This is a genomic window from Porphyromonas sp. KLE 1280, assembly GCF_000700805.1.
GTDB lineage: Bacteria > Bacteroidota > Bacteroidia > Bacteroidales > Porphyromonadaceae > Porphyromonas > Porphyromonas pasteri.
On the sequence record NZ_KL362962.1, the window covers coordinates 469,690 to 483,980 of the forward strand.

Here is a 14,291-nt window from a genome sequence, read left to right on the forward strand (position 1 = left end):
CACAGAGCTTTCACGGCAAAATACCCAAGTGACCTCCTACGGGCCTCCTGAGAACTCTTACCGAAAGGGGAATTTTTCCACAAATCGCAGCTCACAGCACAAGGCTCAGAGGAGCTAACTCTCAAACGAGACTGTTGCCGCGAGTCCTGCCCGCTATTTAGAGTGCTAAGGCATCGCACGCCCAGTCCCCCGATATGCCTCTCCGAAGAGGTACGCAAGCCCTTCGCCTTATCGCGAGTATTCCTCTTATCCAGCGGAGGGAAAAGTGTCCATCTCGTGAAGAAAAAAGCGCCTTCACGTAGTGGTTTTCCTCTGTCTACGCACGTAGTCTTAAAGACTAGGTATGCAAATCCAAATATCCACGTACGTAGATATTAGAGCCACGTACGTAGTCCAAACTTATCTGCCACTCGTCGCAGCTTTTATCCCTACGCGGAGCAACAACCTAATCGTTCCGAGCAGCAAACGTATACGTATTATGACAAGACCGAATACCAGCCATTTCAGCCAGCATTCGGTCTTGCACAAAAGGGGAAGGGTAGGTGGCCGAACTATTCCATTTCTACGACCGTGATCCCTGCTCCTCCGAAGCGAACATCCTCATCGTGGAAGTGCTGGACGCCTCGTACACCGCTCAGATACGTGCGAATAGACTCACGAAGAGCACCCGTACCCGTCCCGTGTAGGATGCGTACACTGCTCACACCGAGCTGGAGTGCTTCGTCGACGAAGTAAGCCACAGCATCGACAGCCTCATTGGCACGGAACCCTCTGACGTCGATCTCTTGGCGGAAGGTGAGGCGCTTCTGATGGATCTGATCAATGATCCCCGAGGAGCGAACGGCCTGAGTGGGCGAAATCTTCTTGCGATGGCGCTCCGCTTCGGCAGGGGAGACCGCATGAAGGCGCTTAACGGGAATGGTGGTCTTCAGCTCTCCAAGAGCCACCGTTGCCTCACGTCCCGAGAGGGAGATGATCGTACCAAGAGCTTTCTGTCCCTCGATACGCACGACACTGCCTTCGGTGAGTGGTGCGGTGGGTAGGGGAGTGGCGGAAGAAGGAGCTTCCTCAGAGGGCTGATGGGGCTTAGGTAGGGGTTCCTTCCCCTTGGCCTTGCGATCGGCATGACGCTGACGGCGTGCAAGGAGACGCTCTACCTCACGCTGCGTCTTCTTAGCCCGTGCCAGAGCCTCGGCTTCCTCTTCTGCCGAGAGTCCTTCCTTATAGTCAGCAAGGCGCTGACGGATAATACGCGTCTCATCCTTAGCAGCTTCGGCCTCACGGATCTCACGGATCGTGCGCTCGATCTGTCCGCCCGCCTCTTGTATAAGGCGCTGGGCTTCCTTCTTCGCTTCGGCGATGATACGCTTACGCTCCTCAGCGATGCGCGTCATCTCCTCGGTGTACTTGCTCGAAGCCTCTTGGAGGAGCTTCTCTTCCTGGCGGATGCTCTGGCGCTTGCTTTCCCAGTAGCGCTTGTCACGTATGACGTCTTGCAGGTATTTGTCCATGTCGATGTAGTCAGCACCGACCGTCTCGCGGACTTCACTGATGACCTCCTCGGGCAGACCGATCTTGCGGGCGATCTCAATGGCGAAGGAGCTACCAGGACGACCAATAGAGAGGCGGAAGAGTGGGCGCATCTCGTGACGGTCATAGAGCATCGCCCCGTTGATAAGGCCAGCATGCTCCTCGGCGTAAGTCTTGAGGTTCTGATAGTGCGTGGTGATGACACCGAAGGCACCAGCATCATTGAAGCGATGCAGGAGAGCTTGTGCAATAGCCCCACCGATCGTGGGCTCCGTACCGCCACCAAATTCGTCGATGAGCAGCAGGCTTCGTGCTCCGCCCTCACGGACGAAGTGCTTCATGTTGCGCAGGTGCGAACTGTAGGTGCTCAAGTCATCTTCTATGGACTGCTCATCCCCAATGTCGATGTAGAGACGGTCGAAGATACCGACCGAAGAGTGATCAGCCATGGGGACAGGTACGCCGCATTGTATGAGGTACTGCAGAAGACCTACCGTCTTGAGGCAAACGGACTTCCCCCCAGCATTAGGCCCTGATATCAGGAGGATACGAGCTTCGGGTGCTACCAATCGGATATCCAAGGGCACGACACTGCGCCCTTGAGCACGTAGCGAACGTAGGAGAAGCGGGTGCTTTGCTCCCCACCATTCGACGATAGGGCTATCCGAGATGCGGGGACAGATACCGCCTATATCAGCCGCCCAACGAGCCTTAGCACGGACAAAGTCGTAGTGCGCGAGGAGGCTATAGGCGGTGAGTAGGTGAGGGATGTTGGGACGAAGACGGCTGGCCACTTCGGTGAGGATACGGATAACCTCACGGCGCTCCTCACTCTCTAGCTCACGGATATGGTTGTTAGCCTCTACCAACTCGACGGGCTCGACATAGACCGTCTTCCCCGTCGCTGACTCGTCGTGGATGATACCACGGAGCTTGCGCTTGTGCATGGGGCTCATAGGGATGACCAAGCGACCATCGCGCAGGGCGGGCTGTACATCTTGCTCCACCCAGCCCTCACGACGTGCCGTCGAGAGGATGCGCTGTAGCATACCCGAGAGGCTACGCTCCGTCTCACGAATAGTCTGACGGATGCGCAGAAGATCACGCGAAGCATTGTCTCGAAGCTTACCTTCCTCGGTGAGCAGGGAGCGAAGGTGAGTCTCAATCTTAGGGAAGGAAGGCGTATCCTCAAGCAGCGAGGCAAGGCGGGGATAGGTATAGGTGAAGGTCTCCGCCACACGCTCGCCCGTCGTATGCTCCTCGAGGAAGAAGCGCTGGAGGCTATGTAGCGTCTCCAGCATGCGCAGTAGGTCAAGGAGTTCCTCCTCTTCGATGAATGTACCCTGAGGACGGATGCGACGCAGTACGTCACGGCAGTCCACAAGTGCCAAGGAGGGTAGAGGGGATTCACCCGCCATGATGGTGATCATCTCACGAGTCTCATCCAGCGCCCTTACTATATCTTCTTTATCTGCAGAGGCTTCAAGTGCCTGCATCTCTTCTCTTCCCAGAGAGGATGCACAGTATTCCTCCAGCAGGTGTCTGACCTCACTATAGCCGATCTTCTCAGAGAAGTTATGCGGGTAGACGTCTAATCTATTTATCTCCATGTAGTGTCCCAAAGATAGGGGACAGGTCGGCAGTGCGATCTACCCCCATAGTTGGTTGTATTGCTCTATTATTTAGTGGGGAGGCCTTAGCGGCGCTTGGTCTTCTTCTTACGTACGGACCAGCCGAAGTGGCCTATATACTCGCCCAAGCCAAAGTACTCGCCGTGGGCATAGACCAAGAGACCTGCGCGCTTCATATCAAAGGCTCCCGTCTCAGGATCAATGTACTGCTCGTCAGCTCGTACCCCGACGATATCGGCGAGGAAGAGATCATGACTCCCGAGAGAGGTAATCTCACGCACACGGCACTCTAGGCTAATGGGTGACTCTTCGATAAGTGGCACTCCCAGCACTGTGCCTGCTTCCTTCGTGAAGCCACAGGCAGCGAACTTATCCTCGCGCCTTCCTGATACGACACCACACCAGTCCGTCTCTCGGGCCATCGACACCGTAGAGAGGTTGATACCAAAGGCACCTTGCTCCTTGATGATGCTGTGTGAGTGACGCTCTGGGCGTATCCCGACGACACACATCGGGGGATTAGTACATGCCGTACTCACCCATGAGGCGGTCAGGATATTAGCTCCGCCATCCTCCATCGTGCCACAGCTGATGAGGACAGCGGGTAGGGGATAGATAAGTGTTCCGGGCTTCCAGTCTACTCTCATAGTAGCTCGACCTCCTCTGCACGCGTCTTTCGTCCACAGTAGTGACACTCTAAGAGGCACTTCTGATCTGAGTCCTCCTCGGTAGACACATGGAAGCGCGTCTGCATGGGCTCAGCGTTGGTGATACACTTGGGGTTGGGGCAACGCACTAAACCCTTGACTTCGCTGGGAAGAGCTACCTGACGCTTCTCCGTAACCTTGTAGTCACGGATGACATTCAGATGAACCTCGGGGGCGAGTAGGGCGATCTTGTCGATCTCTTGGGAGGAGACGAAGTGGTCAGCCATCTTGATGATCCCCTTACGCTTGTGACGAGCACTCATGAGGTTGTTACCAATCGTCACAGGAGTCGTCAGCGTGTCAAGACGGAGAAGTGCCACGATCTTGAAGAGTTTCTCTGCGGGTATATGGTCTAAGACAATCCCATCACGGATCGCCTCGACGAGCATCTTGTCTTTGTTCATAGCTTATCTAATAGGAGGCGTGGGAAGGTTAGTCATTGACCTCAAGGCCGAGGACTTCGCAGAGGATGGACTGACGAACATATAGCCCGCCTTGAGCTTGCTCTACATAATAAGCGTATGGCGTGTCGTCCACATCTTGAGCGATCTCGCCGACACGAGGTAGGGGATGGAGGATGCGCAGGTGTTCTCGACAACCCTCCAGCATAGAGGCGGTAAGGACATACACGTTCTTCACGCGCTCATATTCCTCAAGGTCGATGAAGCGCTCTCGCTGTACACGCGTCATATAGAGGACGTCAATGCTACGGATAACCTCAGGCGTGAAGTCCGTCGTCTCCGTAAACGGAATACCTGCACGGCGACAGAAGTCCTTGCACTCCTCGGGCATCATAAGCTCAGGAGGAGAGACAAAGATGAAGTGAGGGCGGAAGGGAGCCATACCTACAATGAGAGAATGCACGGTACGGCCATACTTCAGGTCACCAACCAATGCAATGGTCTTATCGTAGAGAGTGCCCTGCGTCTTGCGTATCGCATAGAGGTCCAGCAGAGTCTGTGAGGGATGCTGGTTGGCTCCATCTCCAGCATTGACGATGGGTGCACGTCCAAGCTCTGAGGCATAGAGTGCAGCTCCTTCAAGGTAGTGACGCATCACGATGGCATCAGCATAGTTGCCGACCATAGAGATGGTATCCTTGAGGGATTCGCCCTTAGCGGAGCTGGAAGTCGCTGCATCAGAGAAGCCGATGACACGGCCTCCAAGGCGATTTACAGCGGTCTCGAAGCTTAGTCTGGTACGGGTAGAGGGCTCAAAAAAAAGGGTTGCGATGACACGCCCCTCAAGAAGCTTGCGATTGGGATTCTGCTCAAAGAGAGCTGCTCGATCAAGGAGCCGAAGGATATCCTCTGTGGAGAGTTGGTTGATCGATACTAAGTGCTTCATAACTCTGTCGTATAGTCCATGGTGCTAATCCTGATATGTCTTAGCACCATACAAAGATACTCAGATTATGAAGAAGCCTGCTCATGCTATGCTTGGAAGAGAGTAGAGACCTCCTTCATGGAGCTTTCCTCACAGAATAACCTCCCGTCCCAAACAAACTAAACATAACACATGGACTGGTGGTCGCGAGGAAATTCTACGGAGTAGCTTGAAACTTGGCCCGGGCTTAACTGATATACTATACCTTATATATAGAGGGAAATCCCTCTAAGTTGGCCGTATCCAAAAAGCGAGCTTATGACTTCTTGGGGATCTGCAAGGCACCGATAAGATCCTGAATATCCGTGAAGCCATGACGGTGCATGTAGTCCTCGATGCCATCGACGATCTGAGTGGTCACGGAAGGATCCACAAAGTTGTACGTACCGACTTCAACAGCTGAGGCCCCTGCAAGTAGGAATTCAATCGCATCCGTAGCCGAGGCAATGCCCCCCATACCGATGATGGGAACCTTCACCACCTGAGCCGTCTGCCAGACCATGCGCAGGGCTATGGGCTTCACCGCGGGGCCAGAGAGTCCGCCCGTAATAGTCGAAAGTACAGGACGACGCTTCTCTGCGTTGATGGCCATCCCCAGGAGCGTGTTGATCATTGAGATCGAGTCAGCCCCTTCGGCTTCGACTGCTCGTGCGATCTCCGTGATGTCGGTGACATTGGGCGACAGCTTCACGATGAGCGTCTTGTCATAAACCGCACGCACCGCACGGACGACAGAGGCGGCTCCGGCACACGTCACACCAAAGGCCATCCCCCCCTCCTTCACATTGGGGCACGATATATTGAGCTCGATAGCAGGGATCCCCTCCAAGGCGTTGATCTTCTCAGCTGTCTCGATATAATCCTCGACCTGCGAACCACTGACATTGACGATCATCACTGTGTCATAGCCAAATATCGTGGGATAGATATGCTCGCAGAAGTAGTCTACCCCCTTATTCTGCAGTCCGACGGCATTGAGCATCCCCGAAGGGGTCTCTGCCATGCGAGGGTAAGGGTTCCCCTGACGAGGATGTAGCGTCGTTCCCTTGACGAGTACCCCACCAAGACGGTTGAGGTCGATGAAGTCACCGTATTCAAGCCCATAACCAAAGGTCCCAGAGGCGGTCATCACGGGGTTCTTAATCGTGAGCCCACGGCCGATATGTACTTGAGTCTTGAGCATGATTAGTCTTTCTTGACAAGCTTAGAATTAAAGACGGGACCTTCGGTGCACACACAAGTATTCCCCTTCCCTTCGAGATCTTCGACACAGCAGAGGCAAGCTCCGATACCGCATGCCATACTATTCTCCAGTGAGACTTCGCAGTCAATACCGCGCGCCTCAGCCACCTTTGCCACGGCTATCATCATGACCTTAGGGCCACAAGTAAAGACGCGGTCGAACGAGCCATCATGAAGGATCGGATGATCCGTCACGCGACCCTCGACTCCCAGCTTGCCGTTGTCTGTCGTATAGTAGACATCGCCAAGAGCCGCAAACTCCTCACGGAGTACAATGTGTCCTGCGGTACGTCCTCCAAGAAGAATCGTAGGACGGACACCTCGCTCAGCGAAGGTACGAGCCAAGAAGAGCATAGGAGCTATACCGACACCGCCACCGACCAGCAGTGGACGCTCGACGCCCTCTACACTAAAAGTATTGCCCAGCGGAATAAGCAGATCCAGCTCTGTGCCGTCTGCAAGCCCTGTAAGGATTGATGTCCCTTGCCCAACTCGCCCGATAAGTAGCCAAAGCTCGCGGTACTCAGGATACACATTACATATAGATATAGGACGACGCAAAAGGACGAAGCCCCCAGGGGCCGCAACTTGGACGAACTGCCCAGCAGCCATAGCGGGGAAGGTGCCTGCGGCCTCGGGAAGTTGCAGCTTCAGCAGGTAATTACCCGCACCCAGAGCCTGAGTGGAGAGAAGCGTAAACCGAAGAGAATACTTTTTCATAGAGTGAGATACCGTGACTTAGATACACAAAGATACGCAGAATCCTGTGCCCTACAGCTACTCCTCAGTGTCTTTGAAAGTCGCGAAACTATTGTCGTCGTAGAAGACGGTGATATGGGCAATTCCCTTCTCTCTACGCTCTTGCACCTCTGCCTTTAGGCGTGCTATCTCCTCTGCTTGAGCTTGAAGTATCGCGCGAAGGGTCTCTTTTTCCTCCCCCTTCACTCCTGTAGAAGCGAAGAGGTCCCGTCCCGAATCATTTGACACACCAGACACCCCAAAGACAAACTCCTCGGGACTCATAATGTCGGAGAAGTGCTCAACGATCTTGTTTATTGTCGCCACATTGATCTGTTGCTTCTCATTGAGATTGAGGGATAGCGTCGCAGGAGCAATTCCAGCCTTCATCGCAAAGTCTCTTGAAGTAAGCCCACTCCTATCGACGACCTCTTTAAGGCGTTTTGTTATGGCTGATAGGTCTATATACTCTGACATAATGACCGCTTGAATTATAATTTTAAATTGCAAAACAAAGATAGTGATTTAAATTCAACCGTATGAATATTACACGTTTTGGATTCAAAACCTTTCAGGTAAACCCAGCTTCATATCCTCAAAATCATGACCAGCCTGCACCCAAAACAGCTATAAGCTTTGCTTTACAGAATAATATCAATCAGCTCTTTTACAGGTAGATATAATTACTAAAACAAAGCGTAATGGAGACAAAACATGGGCTATCCTCTCTATACCTACACCTACAACTTCACACATCAATACATAATCATTTGATTATTAGCACATAGGTACACACAGCACAAAGAGCAGCAGCAATCCGCTTTGCTTTCATGAAATACTAATTTGAATATCTGTAGCACTCCCCTACTCATCCCGCGGATTCGTATTTACAAACTAAAATCGAGGAAGGGGTTCAACGTGTAGGCTTATCCGTACGAAGTGAATTTATACGAGCAAACACAGTGACATATTGACACCACTAAAATTCGCACGCAGAGGCATGATCAAGGGGATGGTAAAGGCTGGGTATCATGGGAAGGAAGATCGCGGCTTAGAGGGCTTTTATGGAATTGGCGATTCATATCCAAAGAAACTTTGCTGAGGTAAAGCATCCAAATGAGACTGTTCCTGAGAGTCCGGCCCTCTATTTCGAGTGCTAAGGCATCACACGCCCAGCTCACACCGATATGCCTCTCCGAAGGGATACGCAAGCCCTTCGCATTATCGCGCGCATTCTTCTTATCCAGCGGAGGGAAAAGTGTCCTTCTCGTGAAGGGAAAAGCGCCTTCTCGTAGTGGTTTTCCTCTGTCTACGTACATAGTCTTAAAGACCAGGCACGTCAGTCCAAATATCCACGTACGTAGATATTAGGACCACATACGTAGCCCAAACTTATCTGCTACTCGTCCATAATTTCTATCCCGACGCAGAGAAACAACCTAATAGAGGTCACGTCACAAAGCTATACGGAATCAGTCCAAAGCTATATAGCTTTCTTCGCCATCCTATATAGCTCTACCCACGCACCCATATACCTATATATGGACCATTGCGCAAGACCACCTCTTCATTACTCGCACCTCCGTCCCTCGAAAATCGGAGGCGTTAGGCTGAGAAGTTCGAAGGGGGAATACGTGAAAAAGCAGCATTCACATCACCATAGACTTAACTTTTTAACATAGAACCATCCAAAGTATAGGATATTTGGTAAAGATGATTTAACTTTAGCGACAGATAGAGCACCCTTCGACAGAGGGATCTGCTCATATTTGATGTTTCACCTATATATATATTGTATAGCGTATGAAGAAGATCATTGCATTGCTCGGCGCAGCATCACTTCTCACCCTCAGTTCATGTGACTTGGCTATGCTGGGTGAAGGAACTATGGGACGCCGTGATACACAGCGCATCGAGCGTGGCATGAGCCAAGAGCAAGTATATTCGCTCATGGGACGCCCCACCTACCGCCGATTTGGAGACAACGGCATCGAAGAATGGGAATATCATAAGTCAGGCCTCTTCGAAAAGCGAATCACTGTCATCAGCTTTTCCTCTGGGCGTGTCGTACGTATGAATACGTACAATGGAGACTACAATGACTCCGATCGTGGACGCTATCCAAGTCAACGGGGGAACTATCCCTACGGCAATGGTGACTATGGCGGTTACGGGGGCAATGGCGGCTATGGTGGATACGGAGACTATGATGACTATGGAGACTATCGCAGTGACCGCCAGAATGATCAGTGGTTTAGTCAGGTCTATCGCGAGGTTCAGCGGCAGACATTCACAGATGACAAGATCCGCTATATCCGTGATGTAGCCCGTAGGAACCGATTCACGACGCAGCAGACGATCAAGCTACTCCGTCTTTTCAGCTTCGATGAAGAGAAGCTCAAGGTCTTGGCTTGTGTAGCCTCTGGACTACGTGACCCGCGGAACTCCTATCGTATCGTTGATCAGTTCTCCTTCTCCAGTTCTCAGCAGGAGGCGCGTCGCCTCTTAGGGATTATTTGATGAGCCTATCTTGAGAGCTTCGCCTCTCTTACCCACGAGGAGCCTCCTCTTCAAGGACTACCCCCATAGAGGAGGCTCCTCGCATATATACCGACACATCCACACATCATACACTATGAAGACCATTACAAGCCTCGCCGCGACTGTCGGCATCGTCATCACCATCAGCTCTTGTGGCCTCGGCAAAATACGCCAAGGAGTCAATAAGATCGAGCGTGGGATGACTAAGGAGCAAGTGACCTCACTCTTAGGTGCACCTCTCAATCGCAGTATCCAAGCCGATCAATCTGAGCTTTGGGAATACAACTTCTCAGACTTCCCCGGTAATTCAATCTCGGTGCATGTGACCTTCGTCAATGATCGCGTGAGTCAGTTTGATAGCAAGGAAAATGCCCCCTCCCCAGCCCGGACTACCACCTATCCTGAGACAGCGCCCGTCATCATTGCGTCCCCCCATCCTCAGCCAACCTATCCGTATCCCAGCGATAGGCAGTATCCCGACCCTGGGTACTATCCAGGGCGTGGCTATGGCGATTCCTATGGAGAAGAGGCTCGGGCATTCGAGCTCTTCTATCGCGATGTACAAGAGCTGATCTTCACGGGGGATCAGATTCGCTTCATCGAAGAGGTAGCTCGACGGAGCTACTTCACTACAGAGCAAGCAGCACGCCTTATCAATCTATTCTCTGACACACAGCAGCGACTCAATGTCCTACGCGCCTTAGCTCCTCGCTTACGAGACGTGTACAATTCACCCTACCTACTTGACCTCTTCCGCTACGGAGATCGAGAGAGAGCGGAGCGTATCCTCCGACAATTCGGACCGACTATTCCTCGCCAGTATGACCCGCGCTATGGGGGGCAGGTACCTCGAGAAGAGGACTTCGAAGAGTTCCTACGAGGGATCAATCGACTATCATTCCCGAAGGATCAGATCCGCTATGTACAAGATGCTGCGCGCTTCAATACCTTTACGGTACGCCAGACAGAGCGTATTCTTAAGCAGTTTAACTGGGATGAAGAGCGCTTACAGGTCCTCGAGGGCATAGCTCCACACCTACGTGACGGGTACAACGCCTACCGACTCATCGAATGCTTTGACTTCCTGGATGCGCAAGAGAAGGCACGACGTCTTCTCGGTCTCTCACAGAGTGGACGCTACCGAGGTTACCTCAGCTCATCTCGCAGTACAAGCAATGAGGATTATGGTGCAGGTATCCTCGAGCGCATGCAGCAGAATCAGGATGCCATCATGGATAAGATGACGTGGTATCAGCCTCTACTCACAAAGCTGAGCTTGACTCACGAGCAGGGAGAGCGAATCCGTGTCCTTCGCTCGGAGCTTATGGGCCACAAGATTAGTATAGAGCAAGGCATTGAGCTTCTCTCGCGCTACTTCTCTGGGGATGCACTACGACTACAGGCGCTGGAGCTTATCGCCCCCCAACTCAATGAGAGCGAAGCCTCCCGAGCCCGCTTCTTGGACCTCTTCACTTATGCTGAAGCTAAGTCGCGTGCCAGCTATCTTCTAGGGCTATAAAGGAGCGACCCCATTCCCTAAAGTAAAGAAGCCTACCTCACGATAGAATTCGTGAGGTAGGCTTCTTTATTTCAAAACCATCTAACGTAGAAGATGCGACCTATCCTTTAAGCGACTTCTGATAAGCTATACGCGGGCTACCGTCAGCTACATATATCGTTCCACAAGGGACGAAGCTCTCTGCCACGAGAAGCTGATGCATAGGAGCATTGTCTTCATGGGTATCAACTCTGAGCTCAGAGCAATGCTTAGAAGCAAATGCAAGGCATTCACGAAAGAGGCCTCGCACACGTCCATCGGAGGCTAAGCGATGGATGACGCCATAGGGGTTATCATTGAGCCATCGTCCTTCGATATGCTGATAGCTTGGCTCCTCTTCGACAGCAAAGTAAAAGGTGCCGACGAGCCCCGCATACTCGGGAGCTACACAGACATAGCTATGGCCACGAGCGATATCCGAGCTAAGCTGTTCAGCCGATGGGTAGCCCTCAGGCCACTGCGAGGGATTGCCGTGCTCAACCATGAAGGCTCGCGCCGCTGCGATAAGACGCAGGATCTCGGGCAGGTCCTCTGGAGTACTCTGACGTATCACCATAGTATAGCGGTAAAAAGACCTCAGGGCTACCCCACAGCGAAGTCGGGTAGCCCTGAGGCAGATATTTATAGTGCGATTTCGCTCCCTTAGAAGGAGCCTACGATGAGGATCGTCACCAGGAGGGCAAGGATCGCGTAAAGCTCAGGGAAGACGGCCATGACCATCGTAGCGCTGAAGACGTTCTCACCATTCCCGATAGCCTGGATCCCGTTAGCACAGACCTGAGCCTGACGGATCGCAGAGTAAGCACCTACGATACCGAGGATGATCCCAGCAGCTAGGATAGCCCAAGCGGCATAGATCGATACAGGGCCAGCAGCGACGAGCTTGTCGAGAGCAGCCTTAGCCATGAAGAAGCCTACGAATCCGTACAGCCCCTGAGAGCTAGGGAGTGCGGAGAGCCCGATATACTGCCCGAGGGCATCAGGGTTCTTCTTCATCGCGCCGACAGCAGCGTTACCGCAGATCGTCACACCGATGCTACTACCGATACCCGTCAGACCAACCATCAGCACAATGCCGAGGAAAGATAACATCTCATTCATAATCGTTACTTGTGTTTAAGAGAATATTTAGTTTGTTTTTACTTACGTGTGAAAGGGGTGTAGGGCTTACCGCCACCTTCGAACTCACTGTTCTTGTAGTACTCTACGAAGGTCAGACGTAGTGGGTGTACAAAGGCACCGATCATAGCGATACCGAAGTTGATCCCATGCCCGAAGAGTAGGACGAGGAGTGCCATGACCCAGCCGATGATGTAGCTGAATACACTTGCACCACTTCCAGCCTCAGGGACGCATGACATGGCGAGCTGATTGAAGACACTCCCGAGGATACCACCCGTCAGACCGATAGCGAAGAGACGGATATATGAGAGTGAGTCCCCGAGAAGCCCTGAGGCTGTCTCATAGGTGCTCCAAAGCCCTGATCCGAAGTTGATGAAGGGGTTCTTCCCAGGGCTATTGTAGAAGAAGGCAACGAGTACCGAAAGGCCAGCTATACCATAGAGAATATAGGTCACAGGCTGTGGAAGTGTGATCGACGCCTTTGGCAAGGCGTAGATCAAGCCTACAGCTACGAGCAGGAGTACCCAAGCGTAGCCAGCCAAGGAGTGACGCCAGCCCTTCTGAAGACCTTTTTTATAGGCCCCAATAGCCTTACCAAGGAGGATCTGCACCAAGCCGATGATGACAGAGATCATCATCATATTATCCTGGTTGAAGATGTACGCCTTGTTGTGAGCCCAGGGAAGCTCGATACCGAAGATTCCCCCCATAAGCATGCCAACAACGAAGGCACCACCACCCAGCCATTGGCCAAGGCCCAGGAGGCTTGTATCTCCTCCTTTGCTACGCAGGCGGAAGTAGGTACATACGGTGAAGAGGAGAAGACCATACCCAGCATCCCCGAAGCACATGCCAAAGAAGAGCATGAAGAAGGGAGCGATGAGATACGTCTGGTCAATCTCTTGGTAGTTCGGCAGTGAGAAGAGTCCTGTGATGAACTCGAAGCAGCGTGCGAATGCATTATTCTTCAGCTGGATGGGCACACGCTCCGTCTCGGGATCAAAGTCGACTTGACGGAAATAGTAGCCAGCTTCTTCCAGTGCAGCTTCAAAGGCTGGAGCATCGTCCGTAGGTACAAAGCCCTCCAGCAGAAGGAGCTTCTCATCAGCAAGGCGCTCCCCTTGGAGTCGCGTACGGCCGAAAGTAAAGCGGTTCTCCAGCAGCAGATCATAGCTGGCGAGCTGATCCTGCCAAAGCTTAGTCTGCTCGGTGAGCTTCTCCAGCTGCTGAGCTCGTGCAGCCTCAGCTTCAGCTACAAGCCCTTCGAGTTCTGTAATGCTACGTTTGGGAGTGGCAACATGCTCAGCCTCTGGTAGAGTCTGTGAAGCTCCAGCAGCATGTAGATGAACGAAATAGACTCGACCTGAGAGCCTGGCAACTGGCACAACATCATACTCCGCTTGGAATGCCTCGGTAAAGCGTGCTTGAGGAATCGTGAAGAAGCTAAGGCCATAGCCAGCTTCTGATAGCTGACTAACCGCAGCTGGATCAAAAGCCCCCCAAGGACGGACTTCTGTTGCTTCGAGACGAAGAGCTGCCAGCTCCTCATCTTGGACAGACAAGCGCTTCAGTTCACCCTCGATCTCAGATATCAGAGCCTCACCCTCCGCCTCATTTTTGATGGGCTGAGAAAGCTCGGTAACCCCGTCTGTGATATAGGGACGCAGGGCACGCAAGGTATCCTTGATATGGGTACGCTCGGAGAGAATGCCACGTAACTCCTCGACCTCACGACTATCCTTCTGTTCATTGACATGTAGGACACCCAGGCTGCGTAGCTTGTGAAGGAAGCCTTCATAGTCCGAATGAAAGACCAGAAAGGCATATTTATTCATT

12 protein-coding genes are annotated in these 14,291 nt (G+C 52.5%); 2 read left to right on the forward strand and 10 right to left on the reverse strand.

The features are described from left to right. Positions 1-551: 551 nt before the first annotated feature. From HMPREF1121_RS01830 to HMPREF1121_RS01860, 7 genes are all read right to left on the reverse strand, one after another. Positions 552-3,140 (reverse strand): endonuclease MutS2, encoded by a 2,589-nt coding sequence (locus HMPREF1121_RS01830; protein ID WP_084151899.1) that lies wholly within the window; start codon positions 3,138-3,140, stop codon positions 552-554. Between the two features lie 86 nt (positions 3,141-3,226). Continuing rightward, a complete protein-coding gene (locus HMPREF1121_RS01835; protein ID WP_044114403.1) occupies positions 3,227-3,808 on the reverse strand; it encodes a flavin reductase family protein in 582 nt (193 codons plus the stop codon). Then, positions 3,805-4,272, reverse strand: a complete 468-nt coding sequence (pyrI, locus tag HMPREF1121_RS01840; protein ID WP_044114404.1) for an aspartate carbamoyltransferase regulatory subunit — start codon at positions 4,270-4,272, stop codon at positions 3,805-3,807. Before pyrI ends, HMPREF1121_RS01835 begins: the two co-directional genes overlap by 4 nt. A 28-nt stretch (positions 4,273-4,300) precedes the next feature. Beyond that, a complete protein-coding gene (gene pyrB / locus HMPREF1121_RS01845; RefSeq protein WP_044114405.1) occupies positions 4,301-5,215 on the reverse strand; it encodes an aspartate carbamoyltransferase in 915 nt (304 codons plus the stop codon). A 295-nt stretch (positions 5,216-5,510) separates the two neighbouring features. Beyond that, positions 5,511-6,437, reverse strand: a complete 927-nt coding sequence (locus HMPREF1121_RS01850; RefSeq protein WP_044114406.1) for a dihydroorotate dehydrogenase — start codon at positions 6,435-6,437, stop codon at positions 5,511-5,513. 2 nt (positions 6,438-6,439) lie between these two features. Continuing rightward, entirely contained in the window at positions 6,440-7,216 is a 777-nt protein-coding gene (locus HMPREF1121_RS01855; RefSeq protein ID WP_044114407.1) for a dihydroorotate dehydrogenase electron transfer subunit, read from the reverse strand. A gap of 57 nt (positions 7,217-7,273) precedes the next feature. After that, on the reverse strand, positions 7,274-7,711 hold the full coding sequence (locus tag HMPREF1121_RS01860; protein WP_232223714.1) for a helix-turn-helix domain-containing protein: 438 nt from the start codon (positions 7,709-7,711) through the stop codon (positions 7,274-7,276). A 1,326-nt stretch (positions 7,712-9,037) separates the two neighbouring features. On the opposite strand from HMPREF1121_RS01860, the gene HMPREF1121_RS01865 reads away from it, so the two are divergent. Further along, positions 9,038-9,754: a DUF4476 domain-containing protein gene (locus HMPREF1121_RS01865; RefSeq protein WP_044114408.1), complete on the forward strand. Its 717-nt coding sequence runs from the start codon at positions 9,038-9,040 to the stop codon at positions 9,752-9,754. A 115-nt stretch (positions 9,755-9,869) separates the two neighbouring features. After that, a complete protein-coding gene (locus tag HMPREF1121_RS01870) occupies positions 9,870-11,294 on the forward strand; it encodes a DUF4476 domain-containing protein (protein ID WP_044114409.1) in 1,425 nt (474 codons plus the stop codon). 100 nt (positions 11,295-11,394) lie between these two features. Here HMPREF1121_RS01870 and HMPREF1121_RS01875 read toward each other — a convergent pair whose 3' ends face one another. The 3 genes from HMPREF1121_RS01875 to HMPREF1121_RS01885 all read right to left on the reverse strand — a co-directional run bounded on the left by HMPREF1121_RS01875 (position 11,395) and on the right by HMPREF1121_RS01885 (position 14,290). Next, on the reverse strand, positions 11,395-11,889 hold the full coding sequence (locus tag HMPREF1121_RS01875) for a GNAT family N-acetyltransferase (protein ID WP_044114410.1): 495 nt from the start codon (positions 11,887-11,889) through the stop codon (positions 11,395-11,397). Positions 11,890-11,975: 86 nt separating this feature from the next. After that, the gene (locus HMPREF1121_RS01880) at positions 11,976-12,434 is read right to left on the reverse strand and encodes an ATP synthase subunit C (RefSeq protein ID WP_009432996.1); all 459 of its coding nucleotides are present in this window, start codon (positions 12,432-12,434) and stop codon (positions 11,976-11,978) included. Between the two features lie 38 nt (positions 12,435-12,472). Continuing rightward, on the reverse strand, positions 12,473-14,290 hold the full coding sequence (locus tag HMPREF1121_RS01885) for a V-type ATP synthase subunit I (protein WP_052353549.1): 1,818 nt from the start codon (positions 14,288-14,290) through the stop codon (positions 12,473-12,475). Between the last annotated feature and the right edge of the window lies 1 nt (position 14,291).

Coding starts and splice junctions, on each gene's coding strand:
- pyrB (WP_044114405.1), bottom strand. CDS start 5,215: ATGAAGCACTTAGTATCGATCAACCAACTCTCCACAGAGGATATCCTT.
- HMPREF1121_RS01835 (WP_044114403.1), bottom strand. CDS start 3,808: ATGAGAGTAGACTGGAAGCCCGGAACACTTATCTATCCCCTACCCGCT.
- HMPREF1121_RS01880 (WP_009432996.1), bottom strand. CDS start 12,434: ATGAATGAGATGTTATCTTTCCTCGGCATTGTGCTGATGGTTGGTCTG.
- HMPREF1121_RS01855 (WP_044114407.1), bottom strand. CDS start 7,216: ATGAAAAAGTATTCTCTTCGGTTTACGCTTCTCTCCACTCAGGCTCTG.
- HMPREF1121_RS01860 (WP_232223714.1), bottom strand. CDS start 7,711: ATGTCAGAGTATATAGACCTATCAGCCATAACAAAACGCCTTAAAGAG.
- HMPREF1121_RS01875 (WP_044114410.1), bottom strand. CDS start 11,889: ATGGTGATACGTCAGAGTACTCCAGAGGACCTGCCCGAGATCCTGCGT.
- pyrI (WP_044114404.1), bottom strand. CDS start 4,272: ATGAACAAAGACAAGATGCTCGTCGAGGCGATCCGTGATGGGATTGTC.
- HMPREF1121_RS01865 (WP_044114408.1), top strand. CDS start 9,038: ATGAAGAAGATCATTGCATTGCTCGGCGCAGCATCACTTCTCACCCTC.
- HMPREF1121_RS01885 (WP_052353549.1), bottom strand. CDS start 14,290: ATGAATAAATATGCCTTTCTGGTCTTTCATTCGGACTATGAAGGCTTC.
- HMPREF1121_RS01850 (WP_044114406.1), bottom strand. CDS start 6,437: ATGCTCAAGACTCAAGTACATATCGGCCGTGGGCTCACGATTAAGAAC.
- HMPREF1121_RS01830 (WP_084151899.1), bottom strand. CDS start 3,140: ATGGAGATAAATAGATTAGACGTCTACCCGCATAACTTCTCTGAGAAG.
- HMPREF1121_RS01870 (WP_044114409.1), top strand. CDS start 9,870: ATGAAGACCATTACAAGCCTCGCCGCGACTGTCGGCATCGTCATCACC.